Source organism: Priestia sp. ST2, assembly GCF_055810735.1.
Genome location: NZ_JBVVNT010000011.1, coordinates 46,323 through 69,349, shown reverse-complemented (window position 1 = coordinate 69,349; position 23,027 = coordinate 46,323). Strand labels below are relative to the sequence as shown.

Sequence of the window (23,027 nt, the reverse complement as noted above, 5' to 3'; positions counted from 1 at the left end):
GATCCCTGAAAGATGATCAGGTTGATAGGTCAGAGGTGGAAGCGTGGCGACATGTGTAGCTGACTGATACTAATCGATCGAGGACTTAACCAAACTTTAAAAGCGTAAGCTTTACTCAGCAAACTGTTATCTAGTTTTGAGAGAACAAAACTTTTTAAAAAAGTCTTGCTTTCTTTTGGAAATCATGTATAATATAATATGTCTGGTGGCGATAGCGAAGAGGTCACACCCGTTCCCATACCGAACACGGAAGTTAAGCTCTTTAGCGCCAATGGTAGTTGGGACTTTGTCCCTGTGAGAGTAGGACGTTGCCAGGCTGTTATTATTCCACAGTAGCTCAGTGGTAGAGCTATCGGCTGTTAACCGATCGGTCGTAGGTTCGAGTCCTACCTGTGGAGCCATTTGGAGAGCTGTCCGAGTGGCCGAAGGAGCACGATTGGAAATCGTGTAGGCGGTTAACGCTGTCTCAAGGGTTCAAATCCCTTGCTCTCCGCCATTTTTATTTAATTAGCACAGTGGCCCGTTGGTCAAGCGGTTAAGACACCGCCCTTTCACGGCGGTAACACGGGTTCGAATCCCGTACGGGTCACCATTTATTTTTATCTACATAATAACGGAGGATTAGCTCAGCTGGGAGAGCACCTGCCTTACAAGCAGGGGGTCGGCGGTTCGATCCCGTCATCCTCCACCATATATTATCATCGCGGGGTGGAGCAGTTCGGTAGCTCGTCGGGCTCATAACCCGAAGGTCGCAGGTTCAAATCCTGTCCCCGCAACCAAGTGGTCCCGTGGTGTAGCGGTTAACATGCCTGCCTGTCACGCAGGAGATCGCGGGTTCGATTCCCGTCGGGACCGCCATTTTAAATTTAATAAGGCTCGGTAGCTCAGTTGGTAGAGCAAAGGACTGAAAATCCTTGTGTCGGCGGTTCGATTCCGTCCCGAGCCACCATTTTAAAAACAGTTGTTTTTAAAATGCCGGTGTAGCTCAACTGGTAGAGCAACTGACTTGTAATCAGTAGGTTGGGGGTTCAAGTCCTCTTGCCGGCACCACAGTTATTGTGGAGGGGTAGCGAAGTGGCTAAACGCGGCGGACTGTAAATCCGCTCCTTCGGGTTCGGCAGTTCGAATCTGCCCCCCTCCACCATTTACAGGGGCATAGTTTAAAGGTAGAACTACGGTCTCCAAAACCGTCAGTGTGGGTTCGATTCCTACTGCCCCTGCCAATTATAAAAATAACATTGCATATATACGTGGCGATTGTGGCGAAGTGGTTAACGCACCGGATTGTGGTTCCGGCATTCGTGGGTTCGATTCCCATCAGTCGCCCCATTTATAAACGATATGCATGTTCCAATATTGGGCTATCGCCAAGCGGTAAGGCAACGGATTTTGATTCCGTCATGCGTTGGTTCGAATCCAGCTAGCCCAGCCATATATGCGGAAGTAGTTCAGTGGTAGAACACCACCTTGCCAAGGTGGGGGTCGCGAGTTCGAACCTCGTCTTCCGCTCCAATTTTAATAAAGTTATTTAGTCTTGAGTAAATGGCGGCATAGCCAAGTGGTAAGGCAGAGGTCTGCAAAACCTTTATCACCGGTTCAAATCCGGTTGCCGCCTCCATTTATTTACAAGCTGCCGGGGTGGTGGAATTGGCAGACACACAGGACTTAAAATCCTGCGGTAGGTGACTACCGTGCCGGTTCAAGTCCGGCCCTCGGCACCATTTATAATTTTAACTTGCCTTTTTTATTTTGCCGATGTGGCGGAATTGGCAGACGCGCACGACTCAAAATCGTGTTCCTTCGGGAGTGTCGGTTCGACCCCGACCATCGGTACTTTAGCTTTACTCTCTAGTACATACCGTAATTACAATAGAATTAAGTAACGTCAACGTTAATCCAACGTCTCTACAGTTTTGTAGGGGCGTTTTTTGTTTGCCTTTTTTCGTTGAAGTGCAGTTTTTCAATCGTGTGCTTAAAATCGTGTTCGTACTTAGGGAAGGTGGTTTTTAGTTGTCCAGAAGAAGTAACAATTTAGACGATTATGAACTAGCAATTATTGAACAGAAAGAGAAATCCCATGTTGAGACGTTTAAGGAAGCAATCGATTTATTCGTTAAGGATTGTGAATTAAGGAACCTTAGACCATTTACTATCCAGTACTATCTGAATGAATTACAGGCATTTCTTAATTCACTCAGGGAACAGGAAATTGATACTGAAATTTTAAAGCCCTATAACGTTACTGAAGAACATATTAAAGAGAACGTAATTCTGTATATGCGTAACTATAAAGGGCTTAGAGTGGTCACTATTAACACCCGTTTACGTGCCCTACGTGCTTTTTATAATTTCCTGCATAAGCAAAAACTCATTCCTAAAAATCCTATGGAGAATATCAAGTTGCTAAAAGATAGAAAAAAGGTTGTTCCTACCTTTTCAAAAGAACAGCTTAACAAGTTATTTCGTCAGCCTGATTTAAGAACATTTACGGGTGTTCGTGATTATACAGTAATGATGTTATTTCTTGAAACCGGAATACGTGTAAATGAGTTAGTTGGGTTGTCATTAGCTGATATTCGTTGGGAAGATAGGCTGTTATGTATTCGTAAAGCTAAGAGTTATAGGGAAAGGTTAGTTCCTATTCAGAAAGAAATGAAAAATCAGCTTAAAAAGTACATTGCTATTCGTGGCTATGTAGAGAGTGATGCCTTATTTGTAACAGTGGATGGCACACCGTTAACAAAGCGTGGAGTTCAGACCCGAATAGAAAGATATGGGGAAAAAGCAAAACTTAAAGATGTACGCTGTAGCTGTCACACCTTTAGACATACGTTTGCTAAATTAAGTGTTCAGCAGGGGGCTAATATTTTTGAATTACAGGCTATTTTAGGACATACAAGCATGGAAATAGTTAAGACGTACGTAAATCTTTTTGGAACTGATGTAAGGGAAAGACATAAAGAATTTTCACCTTTAAAAGTATTAAATAAGCGTATTTGAATTTCTATCAATAGAAAAAAGCCACGTATTACTAGTACGTGACCCAAAGAAAACACTCGTATAAAACTGAATAGCTGAACACTATCAGCTTTAATTAACCTTCATTCTATCGAAAAAAATTAGATGATGCAAGGCTTGTTAAGTATTGCCTTTTCTAATGGGGGGTCAACTGGTAGTTGTTCGGTTTATAAACATGGGGGAAATATAAAATGCAGTCAGGAAATATTGAAGGATTTAAGCAATTATCACAATTTAGAGATACTAAAGACTTTAATAATCATATTGAACAGTGGATGACTGAAATAAAAAAACAGTTTACAAAATCAGAACTAGTTGCTTTAAAACGCCTTATTCGTTTTTCTGCAAAGATAGTAGGGGTATGTAATGCAAAAATTGGAACAGTTGTGTCAGCTACCTATAAAAGAGACGGTGCAGGTATTTCAAGAAGTACTTTTAAAAGAATGGCGACAAAAGCAAAAGAATTGGGGCTATTACATATCCATGAAACACAAAGAAAGAACGGTTCTCAGTCTGCTAATGTCTATGTATTTAATCGTTTTGAACTACCTAAAGAGGAAAACTTGAACCGCCCTAAAGCTAATAGTCTTTCTAAAACTAACAATCAAATAAATAATAATATACGTAAAGAGAAAAAGTCATTTACTGAGTATCATGAAAAAGAGTTAAATAAAACTAAGGAACAATCATTAGACCATACATATACGGCAAAATATGTTCCTAATGAGTTTGTACAAGTAGTTACACCATATTTTAATTGTGCTTTAACTATTGAAGACTTATGGAAAAGTGTCTTTTTAGATACACGACAACTTAATTTAGATAAAAAAATTATTACAGGTACCGCAATAGATGCGTTTAAGCAAAGCATTAGGAGTTATAAAAAGGGCAAAATAAAAACAACGTTAGTTAAGTACTTCACGGGCACGGTTAAGAAGATGATTGATAAGACAGTAGTAGCAGATATTCGAGGGTATGAAAAATCGGAAAAATTTTCATCTTTATTCCTTCAGAGTAGTAGCTTGTTTAATACTTTCTGTAATATACTTACAGAATAAATTATTATTGGGGCTGAGGGATAGTATGGACTTTCAAAATATTGCAACAGCTGTAGTTACAAGTGGAATAGTTTCAAGTCTAGCTACTTTAGGAATGCAGACACTTCTAAAACAAAAAATAACTCACCATTTCAATAAAGAATTAGCTTTATTCAATGCTGAAATTGCTGTTCAGGCTGAAAACAGGAAAATTGATTTTGATAGGAGAATTCATGACTTTTCATTATACTCTACCAAAAGACATGAAATCTATCCAAAATTATATAGTGATTCTTACACAATTTGGCATAGGATAAATTTGTTTCAAAATATCCTGAATCGCTTAAAAGAGATGGTTAATCCTAAGCATTTTCCTCACTTTGACAAACGAATTGCTAAATTGAATCCTCAACAGGATTACGAAGTAATTATAAACCTTTTAGAACAATCGGAATTTTCCTTAGATGAGGAAACAAAAAATATTCTGATGTCTAAAATACAGGATTTTAATGGGCTAGATACTAATAAATATATAGACGAGAAGTCGAAAATAATTGCAGAGTGTGTATTGTTAGAGTTAAATCAAAAGATAAAATCTTTAAAAAGCTTCCTAATGACAAATTTGCTTTATATACCTGATGATATATCAATAAAGATGCACAAGTTTATAGGTGGATTACGTAATTATATTGCTTATATACTTTGTAGATATGATTCTAGTTATGAAACTGAAATTCCTGAAGGTGAAATGGTGTTAAGTTTAGGTGAATTATCACTGATATTAAATGAAATAAAGCTGCTTTTAAAACAAGAACTTGCTGTCGGAGATTATTCTTAATAAAACATGATTAGTTGGTGAATTAGTTGGAAGATACAAAGGAGAATGAAAAAACAGTAAAAATCAATATAAACTATATGATAATACTCGTAATAATTGCATTCGTATTTTCATATGTATCCTGCGTTGCATTGCTTGGGAGAAGTACAGATTTAAATGACGTATATGTGTCTTTCTGTGCCATATTAGGTGGTCTAGTAGGTGGTCTTATAACTTTAGAAGGCGTAAAGCGTACCATCTTAGCACAACGAGAAATAACTCTAGAAGGTGTAAAGGCAACTATTGAAGCACAGAGGGAACAAGAAGCCTTAAAGTTAATACCTCAAAAAATTGTTGCATTACATAAGTTAGATAGAAAAGTAAGTGATTTTTTTGTAGAAGTTTCAATAAAGATTGGAGGGTGGGCTATTGAACTTAAGGTTTTTGAAAAAGATTCTTCTTTAAGTGTAAGTGATAAAGTGAAAATATTTCTTACATCATATGAAGAAGCAAATGAGTTTTACCTTTACAAACTAAAGGATAGAGAATATGAATTCATAGAAATAGTTTCACAGATTGACATTGATTTATATAAAATAATAAAGTCTTCGTTTGATGAATTAGAACAAAAGCTAAATGAAACTTTATTACGTAAATCAAATTTATCAGATGTATATTACGATTATTGTTTACAGGCAGTGGCTAACAAAGGAGAAGAGTTAGACTTTAAAGAGGATTTTCATTATGAAAATTTCTCAGCCTGTGTAATAAATGTAAGTAACGAATTAGAGGAAAGCGAACAATGGTTATCAAGTTACAGTGCTGAACTAAAATTGAAAATCGATGAAAAACTTGAACAGTATGGAAAAGAAATTCTGTAAAAAGTAGTACTTTACGTAAAGAAAAGTGCTAAGGAATTACAGAAAATACTGGTAAAGGCAGAGTTGAAGGTATGTGCCCATCAGCAAGGGAGTTACATTCCTAGTTAGCCATTTTTATTTTGGAAAGTTTAATAGTATATGAATTGTCCTAAAATCCTTCTGGAATGCAATTGCATTACTAGCAAATAGAAAACGCTAGAGGTGAGGGACAATGACATATTTACTTAAAAAGGTTGAACATGATGAATTAAAACCACGTTCATTTATCGAACAAAAAAAGGATGGTTTGAAACTTCGAAATCCTAATAAAATTGATTACATTTTGAAGATAGAAAAACTTTGGGAAGAATATGCTTTTACTCGTTCAAAACAGACACAGTTGCGGCTTTTAAAGACATTAAATTTTACAATTAGACAGAAGGCATATTCTTGGGAAAAGAAATGGAAAAAGAAACGTTTATCCCATGCAGATTTTGAAAGTGTTTTTTTTGAGGAAGCATGGAAGCTATGTGATGCTTATAACCACTATGGGGATTTTTATTTCTATGAAACATTATTACTTGCATGGAAACGTAGGGGAACAGACATAACCCGAAAACTTCAAACTAAAAAAGGTGGGTTTGAAGCTGAGTTATTGCCTTTGTTACCTGAAACGGCAGAATACCTGTCAAATGATATAGATATTGAAGAAGATATTGTGAATCGTCATCTCGTTACGCAAATACTAAATAATGAATCGTTAACAGAAAAAGAAAGGCACTTGTTGCGGGAGATTTATAAAAATCCTGATGCTAGTTATTTGGAGTTGGCTGAAACAATCGGACTTAATCACCATGAACAAGTTAGACGTATGCTTCGACAAATTAAAAAGAAACTTTCCTATATTCTTTTATAAAAAAGTGTGCGAAGTGGGGTTGAACTAACGAATTAAATACTGTCTTCACAACGGGAATAATACTCTTTACTAATCAATTAAGATAAGGGATAACTAATAATGTAAGGTGAGGAGTATGTGAGTAACAAATGTGTAACAAAAAGTGTGTGTTTGATTTAATAGTTGGGATTATTCTTCTAATGTTATTTCATAATTGCCCTCTGCATTTTGCAGGGGGTTTTTTGTTATGTATGACGGTTAACGTTTCTTTGCCTTCCTAGATAAACGAAAAGCATAGAAAGCAAATATAAGTATGAATAAGGCTATTAGCACCACAATAATCCTTGAAGCATCTGCCACAACATTAGATATACCATTCAATAACTCATACATAAAAGTCCCTCCTTTTTATATTAGTATGAACTGAAAATAGCATTTTTAGCAGTTAGTATTTTTTCCCCTACTATACTTTTCGCATATCTACATTAAATTGTATAAATTTCACTCTCCTTTTTTCACTCTTTAAAATTTTGGAGTTGAAAAATTTTTCGCAATCTCAAAAAGGCTTCTCAGATTGACCTGAATAACACGTTTAATGAGTGAACAATGTATTTGGTTGTTGAATGAAAAAGACTTGTTATACAGTCCGTATGGGCTTCAAATGCTATATGTATGTTTGGACACTGTTTAGTATCAGGTTAAAAAAATTAAAAAATAATTTGTCCTAATTTACTTCATAAATGCAATTACCTTCATGTAAGACAAAAACAACATAGAAAGGATGGATAAAAAATTATTGGTAAAGTGTCTACAGAAACTTAGACGAACTTAGTTCTGATGGATATAGTAACGGAACTTTCACAAGACGTACCCTTTTACGAACCGGCATGTTATTAGAAGACAATGAAATAGCAAATGAAGTTATGACCCAGTTCCTAAACAGTCAAAGCTGGGTTTAAAAAATGAAATGTAGCCATACAGAAAAAATCTCAACTAATTCGAAAAAATACCTGTTACAGCTATGTTCCCCGTACCTATAAAGGTGAGGTGGATAATGAAACGGTTAATCATTCCCTTTCCTGTTCGCTACGATATTGAATGGTGATTTATTTACTCAATTGCTTTCTTTTTTAGTCCTTGATATGTGTTACTCCCTATTTTTAATGGACATTGTGAAGGCCTGGTGTTATTGAAACATCGCCTTTTATTTTACGTGTGATTCCCAAAATAAGAATTTACTTTTACTAAAAGAAAGGAGTGTAAGAACATGCCTAACGTATATAGAAACAATCAATTAACTTACGAATACATTAAGCCTATTCGAACAATGAGAAATAAGACACAAGCAGAACTAGGAAAGCTAATGGAATTGGACACTTCAACAGTTGGGAAATTAGAGAGAAACGAAATTCAATTCACTCCTTTCTATGAGGCAAAGTTAAAACAAGCCATCAGACGTCTCAGAATTTCCCAGCATGAACTATACAGCATCAAAACACTGATTGAATATAAGAAGCTACGAGGGTATAAAGGGTAAAATACAGCAAATACATCGAGAACAAACGTAAACAACCCTAAAAAAAGCAGGAGAGAGGTCTGAAGGTGGCAGCAAGGAGAGAGAAAATAGTTAGTTTAGGAAATGCAATATTAGCCCATGTAGGAACTGAAGAGGAACTGAATAAGAAAATAGAACGGGTGTTAAATGAGTTGGGTGAATTGAATTATCAAAAGCAAACCCACGAACAAGCCGTACATGAAATAGAATGCAATTTACACGAAAAAGAAACCCTGATTCAAGCTTTATCTTATGCAAAGGTGATAGTATCGCAAAATCAAGGAAAAGAAGGTGTTAGCTGTGATGAACATTCATTATAAATTCGACTATACGCATATCAAACACATTAGGCTTGTCAGGGGATTAACAGTGGAAGCATTTGCTACTAAATGCAAGTTACATCCTATTGATTTACGACTTATCGAAGCCGGTGAGGTGGAATTTAGTCCACTTTATTATTCTAAAATCTGTGACGGTTTACGGAAAATAGACTTTACAGATTTTGAATTAGAGACAGTTAAGAGAATTAGCTAACCAAAATAATCTAACTAAAGGGGAAAGTGATTTACTATGACAATGAAACTAACAGAAGAATCATTTTTTAAAGTTAACCATGAAGTATTTGACAAGTTCTGTGAAAGTGTTGAATTTTACACTGAAACTAAGAAAGTAGCTAAGGCTTACCAAGAAGAAAGAGAAGCACTGGTACACCGTTTAGAAACGTTTAAGAAAGAACGCCAAGACCTCCAAGAACAGCATATTAAAACTGTGACTGAAATGGAGGCATTCAAAGACAACCCTACGGAGTATGTGTATAGCAGAATGTTAGCCGATGAAATTGCAGCTAAAGTTAAAACTATTGATTATATTATACAAGAAATGGGAGAAGAATTTTTACAACTAAAAGTGAAGTTCTTCCCACAGTTTAGAGATGCAATAGGAAAAGATAGAGGCGGAGTAAGTACCACCTTCGCTGTATATAACGAAGCAGTTGAAAAAGCTGTTAATGAAATGATTGAAGCAGGAACTGAATTACGTAAGCAAGTACACACAGACTTACCAGCAGATGTGCAAGAAGCATTTAACGATACTATTCACGACGAACGCCTATTACAGATTGACTGGGGTAGGTATAGAGGTGGCAACTGGACACGCTTCTTCCCTGAAATGCCCTCTATTAAAGTCAGCAAATAAATTAAATTGATAAATCAAGCCTAAAGGAGAAATAAGACATGTTAAACGAAGAATTAGTACAAAAATTAGCTAAGGACAATGAACAAGCACGTGAAACGGTTATGAAAATGCCACCTTCTATGCAGATTGCTTACAGTCTTGCAAGTGTGGAGTACATCGAAAAGAATGGTATTGAAAAGGTTAGTTTATCATCTTACACGAAAGGCAAAGGCGTCGGAGTAGATGAAGAAGCAATGGTTGCAAGTATGGCAAAACGTATAGAAGAATCTACAATTAAAGAACAGATTAAAGAACGCCAAAGACAAGAATATGCAGAAAAGCTACGTAGACAACAAGAAATTCAACGTAAGATTTATTGAAAATTAAATTGAACGTTATAAACAGGCCCCTGCTTTAATAGTGGGGGTTCTTAATGTTGGAAAAAATGCCACAAAAACAGATAGATAACAGCTAACTAAACTAAGGGAGTGTAAAGGAATGACTGAACCTAAAATTAAGCGTCTAGGGCAAGCTAGACGGCAGCAAGTAGGCTTTAATAAATACGGTATAGAGGATACTTTAACGGCTGAAACGGAGAATGTAAAAGTAACTTATGCAGATGGGACAGTTTTTTATCAGAAGGTGCAGCTAGTACGCAATAAAGGTAGATTCGGAGTAAAGGAACATAATAAACTGTATTTAGATGCAGCATGTACAATACTGGCTACTGTTACTCGTAAAGAGAAATTAAAAGAAACTAAGCACTTATTAAAAAAGGGGTAAGTAATATAGTTAAATTACCTAAAGGAACTAAAATGACAAATCAGGAATACACACAGCTTTTAAGAGAAACTTACCCCAATGTGAACATAAAGCCCGTAGAAAATTATATAAGCCCACAAGCAGTAATAAGTCATTATTGTGACGGCTGTAATAAAGTATGGTTCGATAAGCCACACAATTTAATTAACTTAAATGGCACTATCCTACGCCATGAATGTGAATCTTCTGTATTCGATAGAATTGGCACGGCTGGTAGGTCTCATAGGATGACTATTAAACGTAAACTTGCTGAGAAAGATAATAATGAAATTGAACTTATTGCCAACGGTGTACAGTTACTTAGTGTAGGGTATTCAGCCTATGAGATAAGCGAGTATTTAGGAGTGTCTTCACAACAATTAACTTGGTGGGGGCAGCATTTAGGAATTGAATTAAAGGATAAAGGTGTGCACACTACTGTAAGGAATAAAGACAAGAAACTTGAAGACATAAGAGAGATTTTAAGACTGGCTAGAGAAGTTACGAAGCTGTTAGAAGAACAAGGTGAACAAGAAGTAGAAGAAAATAATACTGGTGATTAAGAGGAATGGCTATAGGGCTGTTTCTCTTTTTTTTATACTGATACTGGATGAACACCTGACAGAAAATACGCAAAGCCGACGACCAAATGAACAGGACTGATTATGAAAATTTGTGCGTTGAAACTGCTTTCTTCTTCTGTACAGACCCAGCTACCGAAATGAATATATTTACATATGCGTGCTATAATACCAGTATTTAAAGGGATAAAGCCCGTATTATCAAGGGTTTAGCGGCTATCAGACACAGCTATAATCACACGCTATAAAATAGATTTTGCACAATTTAATTAAGAGGTATTTAAGTAAGGTTAAGTATAGCTATTCCTATAATAAGAACTTTAAATAAAGCCCCTACCGATGAAGTAAGGACTTGTTTTATTACAGTACGAAATTATTTAAAGTATCTTCTATTTGTTCGTCTGTAATACCGATATATTGAAGGGTAATTTTAGGATGTGAATGGTTAAGGATAAGCTGTAACTTAGCCACGTCTTTAGTTTGTTTATAAAACCAGTAGCCAAATGTTTTACGCATAGTATGGGTTCCTATACCGTCAGGAATGTCCACCATATCAGCCGCCTTATTCATCTGTCTATACGCTTGTGTGGTTGTGATAGGCTTATCACCTTTACGACTAGGGAACAGCCATTCACTAGAAACTGTCTTAATATAGGCTTGCAATTCATCATAAATGTTAGTTAACTGTATTTTACGTGGCTTATTAGTTTTTCCTTCTTTGATAGTAACGGCTTTTTTCCCCTTTACGTCTTTTACTTTGAGTTTTAATAAATCGCCTACACGTAAGCCCGTGTTTATTCCCACTAAGAACATAATGTAGTCACGTTCTGAACAGTGTCTTTTAAGTGACCATTTCATATCATTTAACTTTTCTACGCTTCTAATAGGTTGTACATCTTTAACTTGATTTGTAGTTGTCATATATAATTAGTTCCCCTCACCTGAGTAAAATCAACGTTTTGAATGTATGTTTTTGTTTGATGAATTTATAATAGCACCTATTTTCGTATAAATCCAGTATTTAAAGTGAAACGAATGTATGTTTTTATGTATTTTCTTACATTGATTTAAAGCCATTATTCTAAGAAATATCACTATTAGAAATCCATCTTGAATACAGGTTTAAGGCTGTTATACGTGGCCATCAGCTATTACCACCACATACCACTGTACTAATATGATGCAGTAGAATAGACGGCCATATACACCTACACCAGCTGTACTACCATTACCATACAACTACCACGTATCACCCCAATGCAGAAAAGGATAGGAGATAGGCAAGGCATACGGACGCCGGCCACCACACTGCACCAGTCATACACACGCATACATACATAGGATAATGGAAGATAATAGAACAATGACAATGAACAAAGGAAAAGAAGCAAATGAAAAAACAAAAGAAGCAAGCAGCAATATAGCATCATAACAATATTGATACAGGAATGAACGTATGATAACAGGATAAAACTAGGAAGCCCCCCATGGGTAGGGCGGGGGTATCAGGGTAGTCGGTCTGCTACACGTAAAATATATGCACGACTTTTCTGTAACTTCAATTGTAATAAACTACCTTTTGGCTACCTTGTAAAATTAGTAATTTTCCATAAAGCCTACTGTATAATAAATATAAAAACGAGTATAAGGGCTGGGGACTAATGAAGGGTATATTTAAGGTGGCTATCTTTACATTTCTATTTCTATTAAGTTGTTTATTCACTAAAGAAATTACATTTGCACATCCGGGGCGAACTGATGAAGACGGAGGGCACACCTGTTACACCAATTGCGAAGAGTGGGGGCTTGAATATGGTGAGTATCATTACCATGACGAACCTGAAGAAGAGGAAGAAGGGTATGAAGAACCGGAAGAGTCTGACGACACTGCTGACCTATCACCTATAGAGATTGTACTAATACTAGGTGTCTGTATAGGCTTTTGGCTTCTCGTTTGGTGGATAGTTAAACAATTCTAGTAAGCAATAAGGGGTATTAAAGATTTCACCTATTATAAAAAGTCATTTCCTGCGTAAAAATTTTTGCGTGGTTTTTTTAAAAGACTTTTTTATTTATGTAGATATACTTAATGTGAAAAATATGCAGAGATTAAGTTTATGAAGTAATTAGAACTAACTTCATACTTGCCTTAATAATTCACTTCTACAGTAAGCTACAAAAAAGAAACCAGTAACCTTAACGGTAACTGGTTCTACAACTGAAGATTCATATAATTGAAATGCCAATTTAAATATACCGTAATTACAGGAATAATGGAAGCCTTTTCATTCTAAAACTACTAATAGGCATTCTATAGAGAAGTTGAGATATGTATAGTTAAAAGATTGTTATAGCTGTAATAGTTATGGCACTTTTTTATTTTAATTTACCTTATCTCATCTCACCCATCTTAATACAGTGTATAATTACAGTAATTAACTTAATTAGAAATCAGTATATAAAAGAAGGGGTAATAAAACCTATTTTTAGTAAGTTACCTAAATAATATTAACGGGTTTTTTTGGGGGGGGATTATATGTCTATTAACAAGAAAGTAAGAGTAACAGAGGAGGAAATGGGGGAAATACTTTTTCATCTAGTACGTAGAAGTACGCTGGACTTTATAGAAGATGAAAGAAATTTAGTGGGGCTTCCTGAAGTTAGTAAAGAAGTTTTAGTCATTGAAATAATGGCTTTAACTATGTTCATTGTCAGTGAGTTTAGTTCAGATGACATTACAATTAAGGTATTAGAACAAATGCATATCCATTACTATGCAGCATTAAAAGAACAGACCAATTCCAGTGATAAAGCTGTTGAAGAACTTCATGGATTGCATACAAATATTTATGAAGAGTATAGAAATGTTCTAGCAGAATATAGGACTGGTAATTACATAGAAAAGTTGGCTATTCATGCAGTCAAACGTCTAACCGAAGATGTATCTGAGGATACTTCGCATGGTTCTTTTGAAGTTTTTAATATAGGCTTATTCATTACTTCACTAGTCAAACACACGCCTGCTGTATCTGATGAGTATGAAATTGTTTCTAAAAGTGGGCAAACGGAACAGACAAGGCAAGAGAAAAAGACCAGTAAGAGAGGATTTTCAAAATTTTTAAGTGGTCTATCTCCTCTAGTTCGTATAGTTGCTACATTGGTTATTGCAGGCCTTGCGTTTGGAATTGTTAACCTAGTCTTAGTTGGTGGCCAAAAGCTATGGCATCACGACGATGAAGTGAAATTAGAAAAGTATGAAACGGCATTAAAGGAACAAAAGAGTGAGATAAATGATTATACAACTGAATTAGAAGATTTAAAAAGTCAGGCAGAAGACTTAGAAGAACAAATAAATGGTTATGAAACAGACTATCCTTATGGGATACCTGAAGAATTGTATGCAGATTATGAACAAATGGTTGATGAGTACAATAGTCTTGTCGATGACTATGACGTGAAATCTCAAGAATACAGTGATGAAATAGATAGCTATAACGATAAAGTAGAAGAAGCAAATGCACTTGCTGAGGAAGTGGGTTCAACTTGGTATGTTGTTCCTGTAGGGAAAAAATAAGGAGAAAGTAAGGGAATAGAAATATGTTTTTATTGAATGCAGTTCAAAACAATGAAGAAGTAATAAAAGAGTTAAAAAAACAGGTGGAGAAAAGTGATGGACTTGTTAAGGATATGGAACAAAAAGTTATTTCCCTACAGGACCATCAAATATCATTTCTAAATGACAGTATCTCTAATTTCTGGACGGTAACTAGTGTAGCTATTGCTGTAGTTGCAATTATCATTACTGGAGTGAGTTTATTTATAGGTTACCTTAACCGAAAAGCACAGAAAAAGATGGAAGATGCAGAGAAAGTTATTGGGAAAGCTAAAAATTACATTAGCGAATTTTCGAAAGAGAAAGTAGAATTGGCAAAATCACGTAAAGATTTGGAGGATTACCGTAAAGAAACAAAAGAATTTCGCATAGAAACAGAAAAGAGATTTACAGAACTAACTGAATTTGTTAAAGAAATTGATAAATTGAAAGAGGATACACAAATTTTGTTTCTAAAACACCAAATCAGTATTGTTCTTCAGGAAATTACAAATATGATAAATTGGGGTGATAAGGCCTTCGAAATATTGAAAGCACATAAGGCCACAGAGGCTAAAGAGGCTAATGAATATAAAAATCTTAGAGAGAAGTATATGATGATTGAACAAGAGGCTTTAGCAGCAATCGCAGGAAAGTTAGCTAATGATGATTCTAACAACCCTCTGAAAATGAAGGAAATTTATCAAAGGGGTGAAGCATATAAAGCGAAATGTATAACAATTGTAGCCAACTTAGATAAACTAGCAAGAGAACATTTACCACTAATAATCACGTAAAATTCGTTAATAACGTTTGATTTAATGAAATTTTGCCTAATGAAACTTTGACAGGTGTTACTGTTTTAACGACAGTGGCAGCTGTTTTTATTTTATTTGGAATGTCCTAAAGCTAAAGCAAAATGCAATTACCTTATTAAAACGATAAATATAGAAAAGGAAGGTAAAGCAAAATGACATTAGCAGAATTATTGATGGATAAGTACAAATTAAATGAAGAACACTTAAAATTATTGGATAGTGTATTAAATCATTTCCATAAATATGGGGGAGAACATGAAGCATATAATTTAGAAGACTTAAAAAAGTTTACGTTTGATTTAGAAGTTATGGAAAATGTTAATTTTAGCGATTGTGTTGATTTAATGAAGTTAACCAAAAATGTAGATGGAAATTATAATTTTCATTATGATTTAGCAACACATCTATGTGAAATAGGTATCCTACAGCATACAAAAGTAAGACAGCAAGAATGGTTTGTACTAAATGAGTTACTGAGAGATGAGAGTTTTTATAATGAATTAAGTGTTTTAAGAATGAACGTATTGTTAAAAAGATTTAATCGTTAGATTCAATAAATAAAGGGACGTTGTACCAGTTCAAGAAGGTATAGCGTCCTTTTTTGTTATTTACCATTATCTCTTATGGTTTAAAATATTCAGCTTCAAGGATTTACAAAAACCTTCAAAACCTGGATAGATTGTTTCGTGAGTGATGTTCATTTGCTTTAGCTTTGCCCAGTAATCCAGAATATGTTCTTTACTAAAAATATACTTAAATGCAACTTCTTCATTCCAAAGCATCCCATCTTTTATATCGTAAGTCTCAAGTATGCTATCTAAATTTTTGTCTGTCACACTAGGTACCAAAAACAGCCCTTGTTGCTTTCGGAGTCTTTCATTCTTTTGATAAGGTTCATATGGAAAGACAAATTCATCTTTTGTTCCGCGTTTATAAAAAGCTAGGCTTTTATTATGATTATAAGCAGAACCAAACATTTCTGTATTACATCTTTCAAGTATATTTGTGTTTAGGGCATAAATACAAAATTCATCAGTAGCACCATCTAATGCAAAAAAAGTAGCTATATAGGGTGAATGGGTCCAATCTAACAGCCTAGTAGGGCTGCCATAGTGTTGCATTGTTGCTAAAACTTCTAGACGATATTCTGTCCATTTATTAAAGTCCTCACTTGAAGGTTCTTTAAATATGTAGGAAGAATAGAGGTGAAAGGAAGATAAAAATTCAGCTGTCATTTTCCTTTCTATTTCTACACCTATTTTATTATCAGTTTTAAGAAATTTTAATAGTTCACGATGTAGAGAAGTTTGTATTTTCCATTCAACACAACTCTGTCCTCTATATATCCAATCATTAGAATTAAGTTGAGATATAACTTCATTATAGTGTTGCCAATCATTTATTTGAACTTCTTTCCACATTTGTATCATCCCCCAATAAATTGATTGTTACAATGAAATTTTAACCAATATTTATACTAAATGGAATGAAAATATAGCTAATGTTTTATTCAGTAAATTAACTTTACAAAAACTAAAAGAACTCAATAAAAAATAAAAAAAGAGGGTTGCAAAGTTCGACAAGCGGGTATATAATAGATTTTGTTAGTTAATCGTGTGAACAGCTTTTAAGTACAAGACACATTTACTGTAGAATTACTTAGTATTGTTGTAATAAACGGTAACTACTTGTGGTTAAAGAGGAACTATTCGACTCAAAATCGTGTTCCTTCGGGAGTGTCGGTTCGACCCCGACCATCGGTACTTTAGCTTTACCAATACATAATAGTAATTAACTTTGAATATACCGTAATATCAACGTTCTTCACAGTAGTGGAGGACGTTTTTTTGTGTTCTTAACAGTACAGTCTGTTTTATCTGTATCACTTCTAATCGTGTGAACAAATTATTATGAACCTATTAGGAGGAAACAGTCATGGCTAGACGTAAGAATGTTTTAAGTGATGCTGAACTTTCTATAATACGTAAAAGTAAGAAATCGTATGTAGAAACCTTTAAAGAAGCAGTTGATCTATTCGTAAAAGACTGTGATTTACGTAATTTAAGACCGTATACCATCAAATACTACTGCAATGAAATAAATGCCTTTTTAAACCTTCTTTCAGAACAAGGAATAGACACTAATCTTTTAAAGCCTTACAACGTTACAGAAGAACATATTAAAGAAAATGTAATTCTTTATATGCGTAACTATAAAGGCTTGAAGATAGTGTCTATTAATACACGTCTACGTGCTTTACGTGCCTTGTTTAACTTCCTTCATAAACATAAGCATATTTCTAAAAATCCAATGGAAAATACAAAGCTGTTAAAAGACCGTAAGCGAATCATTCCCACGTTTACTAAAGAACAACTTAATAAATTATTACGGCAACCAGACCTTAAAACGTTTGTAGGTGTTCGTGATTATACAATTATGCTGTTGTTTCTAGAGACTGGCATTCGTGTAAATGAATTAGTTGGACTGTCACTAGCTGATATACGTTGGGAGGATAATTTAATTGTCATTCGCAATGCCAAAAGCTATAGAGAACGTCTAGTACCTATTCAGAAAGAAATGAAGCATCAATTAAAGAAGTACATTGCTATTCGTGGCTATGTAGAAACTGATAGCTTATTTGTCACTATAGACGAAACTCCTCTTACAAGACGTGCAATACAGCAACGAATTGAGAGATACGGAGTAAGTGCAAAGATTAAAGGTGTAAGATGCAGCTGTCATACATTTAGGCACACGTTCGCCAAACTGAGTGTTCAGCAAGGTGCTAATATTTTTGAGTTACAAACCATCCTAGGACATACCAGCATGGAAGTAGTGAAAACATACGTGAATCTATTTGGCACGGATGTAAGAGACAGTCATCAAAAGTTTTCACCTTTGAAACTAATTGACAAACGATTATAAACAAAAAAGCCACCTACTGCGAATAGGTGACTCAAAGAGTTAAATACGTTCACTGGACGTTAAACAATTCTAATCAGCAATTACTAAAACTAAATAACGAACAGTTAATTCCCTTTCATTTTAACAAAAAAATTTTATAATGCAAGGTTTCTTAAGTGCTGTCTTTTTTAGACTCTGTTCGCTTGCTGGAAAGCCTAATAACAGCAAGTAAAACTAAACTTGAAAGGTTATCACTTAGCCGATGCAATAATTAAGTCTAGGGTGCATATAACAGTTCTCTGTTGCTGTTGCATCTGAAAGGTGAAAGCTACCTTAGTGCTGTCGTTAGGAAGGGTGTGCAACTACGGTTGCGTAGGACAAGCTATAAGTATTTATTTCTTTTCTAAGTCCTCTAAAACAATGAGGTAAGGATTAAGTAATTGAAAAGCCAAAGCGTAAAATTACAGGATAATGAAACTGTCAGGGACATCTGAAACAGTAAGCTTGTTATGTGGAAACACTAGCGATAACAGAGATAATACATATACGGATACCTTAATTCGATACACCATGGTGTGCAAAGTATTAATTCGCCTACTACTTACATTGACATTTTATTTTTGTCTTTGTAGGTAGGCAATTTATAGCCAAGCCGTGTTCCTTATTCTCAATCCATGTTGGCAAAAGCATAAATACAATACAAATATAAATTGTATTATGGATAAGAAGAACTATTTTAATTATGAAGCAATCCATATATATAGGATATTAGTTGTGTATATAATACATTTTTTGATAAAATAGGGTTCTAAGGTGTAAGGGGGGATTAATATGGGGAGAAAAAGTAATGAAAAAAAGAGAAGGAAAGAAGCTGATCACTCAAGTATAGCAAGTCATAAGAGAATGGGAAAAACTCTTATTCCACCTTTTCAGCAAATAGAAGGCTTAAATAAGGTATCATGGTCTAATGATAGGCTACCTGAATATGTTTGGCTTGCTTTAATCGTCTCACTAGATAACAGAGATGAGTCTTTAGAAAAGATACGAAGAGTATCTAAATTCTTTCGTGATCTTAGAGAAGAACATAGACCAATGGATTTATCACTGACTAGTCTTGGAAACCTTGAAGAGGGAATATTGGAGAGATTTGTAGGTTTTCTTTGCAATGAGTTGTATGCTATAGAGTTTCTTTTACCTTTAAGTTTATTTGACAACATACCGGGTAAGGAAGTATGGCATAAGTTTTTGAAAATCGAGGACAAAGAAAAAGAGTGGGAGAAACTTTATATAGCTGTTGCAAAATGTTTGGATCATCAATCACAGGAAACAACAGATTGTCGATGGGCTAGAGTTTATTATAGTTTAACAGTTAATGCTAAAATAGGAATGCCTGAAAATATGGTAGGAGAAATTATTTATTATCCCAATGAAGGGGATATGAGAAGCGTTAGGCCTACTATACGAACTATTGAGATGATGTTAAATGTAATGCCTGACGGTCAAATTGTTGGGTCAAACTGGTCTAACGATTTTTGGGAACAGGGAATCAAAGATACTTCATGTTGGAGTTTAGACATAGACATAAAAAATGATAACCAAGTTAAATTGGATGTTTCTAGCTATGAAGAAGTAATGTATAAACTCAAAGAACATTTTCATTTAAGTAAACGGACTTCAGGAATTGATTCTAAACTTGATGCTATATTCGGATTGTCAATGTACTGTCTCGAAGTGTTAGGAGAATTATTACAGAATGGGAACAATACCTCCATTCTTAGTAGATTAGGATTGAGAACTATTACAGAATGTTATATTACATTATCTTACTTATGCATTAAGGATGATGAAGAATTGTGGCAAATGTATAGATCCTATGGTTCAGGTCAAGCAAAATTAGCTTTTTTGAAACTTGATGAACTGGAAATTAAGCCTAATTATATCGATACGGAGACATTAAAAGCTTTAGCTGGTGAGGATCAATGGGAGGAGTTTGTAGAAATAAATTTAGGGCATTGGGAAAGTACTAATTTAAGAAAAATGAGTGAGACCGCAAAAGTTAAAGAGGAATATAATGCGTACTATGACTGGACATCTGGTTTTGCACATGGGCAGTGGGCAGCTGTACGAAATACAGTGTTTGATACATGTGGTAATCCTATGCATCGTCTTCATCGAATTCCTAAGGAAAAGAAACAAAATTTTAATGATGTTACTGAAGATGCGAAAAGGTTATGCAATAATGTTTTAGATATAATAAATAAATCATACCCAAATTTTAGTTTAAGAATTAAATAGCTATTAATAATTGATCCCTATGTCATTTCTCTAATAAGAAGATAATACAAAGGGATTTTTAAGTATAGCTTAGGAATTCAAATTAAACATTTCTGCTTAATGAGGTTAATCGGTTATAATTTTATTATTAAATCTTATTTGAAGGTGATGTTATGGCTATCAGTATTATAGAAGGATTTCAAGAGGAACTTTATCTCGAAGAACTGTTTGAGGAGAGAAAAATCCCTAAAAATAATGATTATTTCCTAGAGGCGTTAATTATGTTGAAAAAGTATGAAGGAAATACTATACAAATAGCGTACGAATCCAGCAATTTTTCTGGTATTAAGACACTTCATGATTACAAATTAATAGTCCCTGTTAAAACAGGATTCAGAGTTTCTGTGACAATTAGTGATGGAAATGGGGTAGATAAATTTTCAATTGATGACGATCACTTCTACTATTTTGGAAGGCTGTACGAAAAGTTCCCTCATAGGTGTTACAAGATTGAGTATAAAAAAGACCCTAGTATATATTTGGCGATATTTTAAATAGTAGTTTAACCTTGTTATTTACAGGAAAGGAAGAGGAAACTACGTGGATAATTTATCTGAAAAAAATCAGACCTCTATGATGGAGTTAATTGATGAAATAACAAAAGAAATTAAAGAAATCAATGAAAGCCATTCTAAAATGTATTTAAAATTAGGTAAGTTCGAAGAACCAAAAGCTAAGATTAGTGAAATTGAACTTAAGGTAAAGGAAAAATTTGATGAGTTCAATTGCAAGCTAGATGAAGCTTATGAAAAGAAAAGAAATGAGAAAGAAGAAATTAAAGAATTAGCAATGCGAATTCTTCGAAACTTAGAAAGCTAATAATTAAAATTCCCTGCGACTCAATTATCAAGAGTAGTAAACTTAATGAATGAGAAGCAGGGTATTCTTTAAAATAGAATAATCTTTAGTAAACTTTCCTTAAGGTAAATATTTTTATTTATGGTTTTTATAGTTCGCTTTCCAGATAATTTTTTAAGATGGTCCTCATACGGTTGGAAGGGAGGTAAAGATTAATACCTTTCTCTTCACGTATTCTGCTTCTCCAAATCCATTGAATTAGTTCAGATAATGCAAATAAGTCCTGATCAACCTTAATGCCATGTGATTTGAAAAATTTATATTTGTAAGGATGCATGAAGCGATTTATTACGTAGGCTAGAGAAATTTTATCCTTAAATTCATTAGTAGCACGTGAATTGTGTGAAACGAAACCTTTTGTATAACCTTTTCCCTTCAATTTAGTTTTGTGTGCTTTGAAGCTTGTCCACATATTATCTTTTGCCGGTGTACTTGCATGTGTTCTAAAGAATGAATACAGGTTCTTTTTCATTTTCTCTACCAGCTTTTTGTTCTTTTCCTTCTCGTACCATGAAACAGACAATGCAAATGATTCTGCACCTATATCATTTAATTTTCCTTCATAGATAGTGATCAAGGATTTAATTAGTTCTTTGTTGTAAGGTTCTTTGTCTGCATGATCTACTAGTATATACTTATCATCTATTTTCTGAACAGCTTTATATGAATAATTTAGGTCATGCATATCATAGTAGTATTTCTGTTCTTGTGCCTGAAAAAGGTACGTTAAGATATAAATTTCTTTAAAAGCTTGAAATACAGCAACAGGGAATGACCAAAAAAGAACAGTATTTTCAAAATAGATTAGATTCTCACTTTTCGAAAGAACTTTTATCTCATTGTATTTGGTATTTTGATAGCTGCTTGATTCATTCCAATGTATAATACCAGTAGTTTCATCAATAAAAACCATATTACTATCCAACAGCAGTTTAAAATCATCTTTATTTAATGGAAATTCTTCTACAACATTCATTACTTCGTCAAGAATCAATTTGTAGTTGCTAACCTTTAAGAGTTCAATTACTTCTTCATCAGCATTCTGAAACAAAGCATGCGTGCTTACTATATCATGTTCGTCCAATATCAATTTTTTCAAGCTGTCCAGCTTTCCTTTGCCTCTATTCAAGGGTTCTTTAAAGTTTCTACTACTTACTGAAGTTTTTACACGTTCTACCTCTGATAGAAACGGTGTGATATAAATAAAGTGGTCTTCCTTATCAACCTCTTCCATATGTTGAATTGCCCAGCTAGTCTTTCCCGATCCCATTATGCTATCAACTATAGTTATATCTGTATTTTTTATTTCTGCCATTACTTTCACCTTTCTTTTTTATTCAGGATTGTTTTTTATTCTTACAACCCATCAACAATAAATAAGGTAAAAGCAGACATCTTTTTTACAAACTTATTTAAATACATTTTAATAACCTACTACACATACACCTAGCTAAAAGGTTTGCACAGCAAAAGTGCAGAAACTATTCAAGAACCCTGTTGTATCAAGGGCTGAGAGAGGGTGCCCTTAAAAGAGAATATATAAAAAGGAGATGTTTGGAGATATGTTAATTAATCGTAAGGCTTTACTAACGTAGCTGGTGAAAACCACACCAGCCTATACAAGAACATTGATTCGATAGGAATGCTGACAAAGGCTAATATGTCAGAGTTAAAGCAAATAACTATTCTATTTAATAAATGCTTGGAGGGTGGTTTACCCGACAAGGCGGTTTTGAACTTTATACGGGTTATCTGTTACAGGAATTATATAAAGGAACTCAGTA

At 34.4% G+C, this 23,027-nt stretch carries 23 protein-coding genes, 16 tRNA genes, 2 rRNA genes and 1 pseudogene; 38 read left to right on the top strand and 4 right to left on the bottom strand.

The genetic code is table 11. The features are described from left to right. The 23 genes from AC0KUU_RS27865 to AC0KUU_RS27755 all read left to right on the top strand — a co-directional run. A 23S ribosomal RNA gene (locus AC0KUU_RS27865) occupies positions 1-93 on the top strand; the annotation flags it as partial. 108 nt (positions 94-201) lie between these two features. Continuing rightward, positions 202-317 (top strand): 5S ribosomal RNA (gene rrf, locus AC0KUU_RS27860). A 9-nt stretch (positions 318-326) separates the two neighbouring features. Then, positions 327-401 (top strand) — tRNA-Asn (locus AC0KUU_RS27855). Between the two features lie 3 nt (positions 402-404). Further along, a tRNA-Ser gene (locus AC0KUU_RS27850) sits at positions 405-496 on the top strand. Positions 497-517: 21 nt separating this feature from the next. Continuing rightward, positions 518-592, top strand: a tRNA-Glu gene (locus tag AC0KUU_RS27845). 23 nt (positions 593-615) lie between these two features. Beyond that, positions 616-691: transfer RNA gene (locus AC0KUU_RS27840), tRNA-Val, on the top strand. An 11-nt stretch (positions 692-702) separates the two neighbouring features. Continuing rightward, a tRNA-Met gene (locus AC0KUU_RS27835) sits at positions 703-779 on the top strand. Positions 780-782: 3 nt separating this feature from the next. Next, positions 783-858: transfer RNA gene (locus AC0KUU_RS27830), tRNA-Asp, on the top strand. Between the two features lie 15 nt (positions 859-873). Continuing rightward, positions 874-949: transfer RNA gene (locus AC0KUU_RS27825), tRNA-Phe, on the top strand. 25 nt (positions 950-974) lie between these two features. Next, positions 975-1,050 (top strand) — tRNA-Thr (locus AC0KUU_RS27820). Positions 1,051-1,060: 10 nt separating this feature from the next. Next, positions 1,061-1,144, top strand: a tRNA-Tyr gene (locus AC0KUU_RS27815). 5 nt (positions 1,145-1,149) lie between these two features. Then, positions 1,150-1,223: transfer RNA gene (locus AC0KUU_RS27810), tRNA-Trp, on the top strand. A 30-nt stretch (positions 1,224-1,253) separates the two neighbouring features. Then, positions 1,254-1,329 (top strand) — tRNA-His (locus AC0KUU_RS27805). A gap of 28 nt (positions 1,330-1,357) precedes the next feature. Then, positions 1,358-1,432 (top strand) — tRNA-Gln (locus tag AC0KUU_RS27800). 5 nt (positions 1,433-1,437) lie between these two features. Next, a tRNA-Gly gene (locus AC0KUU_RS27795) sits at positions 1,438-1,512 on the top strand. A gap of 32 nt (positions 1,513-1,544) precedes the next feature. Then, a tRNA-Cys gene (locus AC0KUU_RS27790) sits at positions 1,545-1,618 on the top strand. 14 nt (positions 1,619-1,632) lie between these two features. Beyond that, a tRNA-Leu gene (locus tag AC0KUU_RS27785) sits at positions 1,633-1,721 on the top strand. Positions 1,722-1,751: 30 nt separating this feature from the next. Next, positions 1,752-1,833: transfer RNA gene (locus tag AC0KUU_RS27780), tRNA-Leu, on the top strand. Positions 1,834-2,010: 177 nt separating this feature from the next. Further along, positions 2,011-3,000 (top strand): tyrosine-type recombinase/integrase, encoded by a 990-nt coding sequence (locus AC0KUU_RS27775; RefSeq protein ID WP_177563302.1) that lies wholly within the window; start codon positions 2,011-2,013, stop codon positions 2,998-3,000. Between the two features lie 209 nt (positions 3,001-3,209). Next, positions 3,210-4,076 carry a hypothetical protein gene (locus AC0KUU_RS27770; protein ID WP_177563304.1) on the top strand — a complete coding sequence of 289 codons (867 nt, stop codon included), beginning with the start codon at positions 3,210-3,212 and terminating at the stop codon, positions 4,074-4,076. 25 nt (positions 4,077-4,101) lie between these two features. After that, entirely contained in the window at positions 4,102-4,893 is a 792-nt protein-coding gene (locus tag AC0KUU_RS27765; protein ID WP_177563306.1) for a hypothetical protein, read from the top strand. A 26-nt stretch (positions 4,894-4,919) separates the two neighbouring features. Continuing rightward, positions 4,920-5,753 carry a hypothetical protein gene (locus AC0KUU_RS27760; RefSeq protein WP_177563308.1) on the top strand — a complete coding sequence of 278 codons (834 nt, stop codon included), beginning with the start codon at positions 4,920-4,922 and terminating at the stop codon, positions 5,751-5,753. A gap of 211 nt (positions 5,754-5,964) precedes the next feature. Further along, positions 5,965-6,648: a winged helix-turn-helix transcriptional regulator gene (locus AC0KUU_RS27755; RefSeq protein ID WP_177563310.1), complete on the top strand. Its 684-nt coding sequence runs from the start codon at positions 5,965-5,967 to the stop codon at positions 6,646-6,648. A 237-nt stretch (positions 6,649-6,885) separates the two neighbouring features. On the opposite strand, the gene AC0KUU_RS27750 is transcribed toward AC0KUU_RS27755, so the two are convergent. Continuing rightward, the gene (locus tag AC0KUU_RS27750) at positions 6,886-7,020 is read right to left on the bottom strand and encodes a hypothetical protein (protein WP_256738030.1); all 135 of its coding nucleotides are present in this window, start codon (positions 7,018-7,020) and stop codon (positions 6,886-6,888) included. Positions 7,021-7,894: 874 nt separating this feature from the next. Here AC0KUU_RS27750 and AC0KUU_RS27745 point away from each other — a divergent pair. The 7 genes from AC0KUU_RS27745 to AC0KUU_RS27715 all read left to right on the top strand — a co-directional run bounded on the left by AC0KUU_RS27745 (position 7,895) and on the right by AC0KUU_RS27715 (position 10,719). Further along, a complete protein-coding gene (locus AC0KUU_RS27745; protein ID WP_177563312.1) occupies positions 7,895-8,164 on the top strand; it encodes a helix-turn-helix domain-containing protein in 270 nt (89 codons plus the stop codon). A 65-nt stretch (positions 8,165-8,229) separates the two neighbouring features. Continuing rightward, positions 8,230-8,502 (top strand): hypothetical protein, encoded by a 273-nt coding sequence (locus tag AC0KUU_RS27740; RefSeq protein WP_177563314.1) that lies wholly within the window; start codon positions 8,230-8,232, stop codon positions 8,500-8,502. A gap of 49 nt (positions 8,503-8,551) precedes the next feature. After that, positions 8,552-8,716, top strand: coding sequence for a hypothetical protein (locus AC0KUU_RS27735; RefSeq protein ID WP_177563316.1), 165 nt, complete (start codon positions 8,552-8,554; stop codon positions 8,714-8,716). A 36-nt stretch (positions 8,717-8,752) separates the two neighbouring features. After that, the gene (locus tag AC0KUU_RS27730; protein ID WP_177563318.1) at positions 8,753-9,376 is read left to right on the top strand and encodes a hypothetical protein; all 624 of its coding nucleotides are present in this window, start codon (positions 8,753-8,755) and stop codon (positions 9,374-9,376) included. Positions 9,377-9,414: 38 nt separating this feature from the next. Beyond that, on the top strand, positions 9,415-9,735 hold the full coding sequence (locus AC0KUU_RS27725; protein WP_177563320.1) for a hypothetical protein: 321 nt from the start codon (positions 9,415-9,417) through the stop codon (positions 9,733-9,735). 118 nt (positions 9,736-9,853) lie between these two features. Beyond that, complete coding sequence (locus AC0KUU_RS27720) at positions 9,854-10,138, top strand: hypothetical protein (protein WP_177563322.1); 285 nt, start codon at positions 9,854-9,856, stop codon at positions 10,136-10,138. 32 nt (positions 10,139-10,170) lie between these two features. Then, entirely contained in the window at positions 10,171-10,719 is a 549-nt protein-coding gene (locus AC0KUU_RS27715; RefSeq protein ID WP_177563324.1) for a hypothetical protein, read from the top strand. Positions 10,720-11,097: 378 nt separating this feature from the next. Here AC0KUU_RS27715 and AC0KUU_RS27710 read toward each other — a convergent pair whose 3' ends face one another. Then, positions 11,098-11,658: a site-specific integrase gene (locus tag AC0KUU_RS27710; RefSeq protein WP_177563326.1), complete on the bottom strand. Its 561-nt coding sequence runs from the start codon at positions 11,656-11,658 to the stop codon at positions 11,098-11,100. Positions 11,659-12,473: 815 nt separating this feature from the next. On the opposite strand from AC0KUU_RS27710, the pseudogene AC0KUU_RS27705 reads away from it, so the two are divergent. From AC0KUU_RS27705 to AC0KUU_RS27690, 4 genes and pseudogenes are all read left to right on the top strand, one after another. Further along, a pseudogene (locus AC0KUU_RS27705) lies at positions 12,474-12,578 on the top strand (YHYH domain-containing protein); the annotation flags it as partial. 695 nt (positions 12,579-13,273) lie between these two features. Next, positions 13,274-14,311: a hypothetical protein gene (locus tag AC0KUU_RS27700; protein WP_177563330.1), complete on the top strand. Its 1,038-nt coding sequence runs from the start codon at positions 13,274-13,276 to the stop codon at positions 14,309-14,311. 23 nt (positions 14,312-14,334) lie between these two features. After that, positions 14,335-15,126 (top strand): hypothetical protein, encoded by a 792-nt coding sequence (locus AC0KUU_RS27695; protein ID WP_177563332.1) that lies wholly within the window; start codon positions 14,335-14,337, stop codon positions 15,124-15,126. Positions 15,127-15,299: 173 nt separating this feature from the next. After that, entirely contained in the window at positions 15,300-15,695 is a 396-nt protein-coding gene (locus AC0KUU_RS27690; RefSeq protein ID WP_177563334.1) for a hypothetical protein, read from the top strand. Positions 15,696-15,761: 66 nt separating this feature from the next. Here AC0KUU_RS27690 and AC0KUU_RS27685 read toward each other — a convergent pair whose 3' ends face one another. Further along, positions 15,762-16,568: an FRG domain-containing protein gene (locus tag AC0KUU_RS27685; RefSeq protein WP_177563337.1), complete on the bottom strand. Its 807-nt coding sequence runs from the start codon at positions 16,566-16,568 to the stop codon at positions 15,762-15,764. Positions 16,569-17,082: 514 nt separating this feature from the next. Between AC0KUU_RS27685 and AC0KUU_RS27680 the strand changes: the two genes are divergently transcribed. The 4 genes from AC0KUU_RS27680 (at position 17,083) to AC0KUU_RS27665 (ending at position 21,204) form a co-directional block, all read left to right on the top strand. Then, positions 17,083-18,072 (top strand): tyrosine-type recombinase/integrase, encoded by a 990-nt coding sequence (locus tag AC0KUU_RS27680; RefSeq protein ID WP_322551685.1) that lies wholly within the window; start codon positions 17,083-17,085, stop codon positions 18,070-18,072. 810 nt (positions 18,073-18,882) lie between these two features. Beyond that, complete coding sequence (locus tag AC0KUU_RS27675; protein WP_322551686.1) at positions 18,883-20,346, top strand: DUF5677 domain-containing protein; 1,464 nt, start codon at positions 18,883-18,885, stop codon at positions 20,344-20,346. 152 nt (positions 20,347-20,498) lie between these two features. Beyond that, on the top strand, positions 20,499-20,879 hold the full coding sequence (locus tag AC0KUU_RS27670; protein WP_322551687.1) for an FHA domain-containing protein: 381 nt from the start codon (positions 20,499-20,501) through the stop codon (positions 20,877-20,879). A 46-nt stretch (positions 20,880-20,925) separates the two neighbouring features. Next, positions 20,926-21,204 (top strand): hypothetical protein, encoded by a 279-nt coding sequence (locus AC0KUU_RS27665; protein ID WP_322551688.1) that lies wholly within the window; start codon positions 20,926-20,928, stop codon positions 21,202-21,204. A 127-nt stretch (positions 21,205-21,331) separates the two neighbouring features. Here AC0KUU_RS27665 and AC0KUU_RS27660 read toward each other — a convergent pair whose 3' ends face one another. Beyond that, a complete protein-coding gene (locus tag AC0KUU_RS27660) occupies positions 21,332-22,558 on the bottom strand; it encodes a DEAD/DEAH box helicase family protein (RefSeq protein ID WP_322551689.1) in 1,227 nt (408 codons plus the stop codon). Positions 22,559-23,027 lie beyond the last annotated feature (469 nt).

Coding starts and splice junctions, on each gene's coding strand:
- AC0KUU_RS27685 (WP_177563337.1), bottom strand. CDS start 16,568: ATGTGGAAAGAAGTTCAAATAAATGATTGGCAACACTATAATGAAGTT.
- AC0KUU_RS27715 (WP_177563324.1), top strand. CDS start 10,171: ATGACAAATCAGGAATACACACAGCTTTTAAGAGAAACTTACCCCAAT.
- AC0KUU_RS27730 (WP_177563318.1), top strand. CDS start 8,753: ATGACAATGAAACTAACAGAAGAATCATTTTTTAAAGTTAACCATGAA.
- AC0KUU_RS27680 (WP_322551685.1), top strand. CDS start 17,083: ATGGCTAGACGTAAGAATGTTTTAAGTGATGCTGAACTTTCTATAATA.
- AC0KUU_RS27660 (WP_322551689.1), bottom strand. CDS start 22,558: ATGGCAGAAATAAAAAATACAGATATAACTATAGTTGATAGCATAATG.
- AC0KUU_RS27770 (WP_177563304.1), top strand. CDS start 3,210: ATGCAGTCAGGAAATATTGAAGGATTTAAGCAATTATCACAATTTAGA.
- AC0KUU_RS27745 (WP_177563312.1), top strand. CDS start 7,895: ATGCCTAACGTATATAGAAACAATCAATTAACTTACGAATACATTAAG.
- AC0KUU_RS27725 (WP_177563320.1), top strand. CDS start 9,415: ATGTTAAACGAAGAATTAGTACAAAAATTAGCTAAGGACAATGAACAA.
- AC0KUU_RS27720 (WP_177563322.1), top strand. CDS start 9,854: ATGACTGAACCTAAAATTAAGCGTCTAGGGCAAGCTAGACGGCAGCAA.
- AC0KUU_RS27750 (WP_256738030.1), bottom strand. CDS start 7,020: ATGTATGAGTTATTGAATGGTATATCTAATGTTGTGGCAGATGCTTCA.
- AC0KUU_RS27710 (WP_177563326.1), bottom strand. CDS start 11,658: ATGACAACTACAAATCAAGTTAAAGATGTACAACCTATTAGAAGCGTA.
- AC0KUU_RS27700 (WP_177563330.1), top strand. CDS start 13,274: ATGTCTATTAACAAGAAAGTAAGAGTAACAGAGGAGGAAATGGGGGAA.
- AC0KUU_RS27670 (WP_322551687.1), top strand. CDS start 20,499: ATGGCTATCAGTATTATAGAAGGATTTCAAGAGGAACTTTATCTCGAA.
- AC0KUU_RS27695 (WP_177563332.1), top strand. CDS start 14,335: ATGTTTTTATTGAATGCAGTTCAAAACAATGAAGAAGTAATAAAAGAG.
- AC0KUU_RS27675 (WP_322551686.1), top strand. CDS start 18,883: ATGGGGAGAAAAAGTAATGAAAAAAAGAGAAGGAAAGAAGCTGATCAC.
- AC0KUU_RS27755 (WP_177563310.1), top strand. CDS start 5,965: ATGACATATTTACTTAAAAAGGTTGAACATGATGAATTAAAACCACGT.
- AC0KUU_RS27765 (WP_177563306.1), top strand. CDS start 4,102: ATGGACTTTCAAAATATTGCAACAGCTGTAGTTACAAGTGGAATAGTT.
- AC0KUU_RS27690 (WP_177563334.1), top strand. CDS start 15,300: ATGACATTAGCAGAATTATTGATGGATAAGTACAAATTAAATGAAGAA.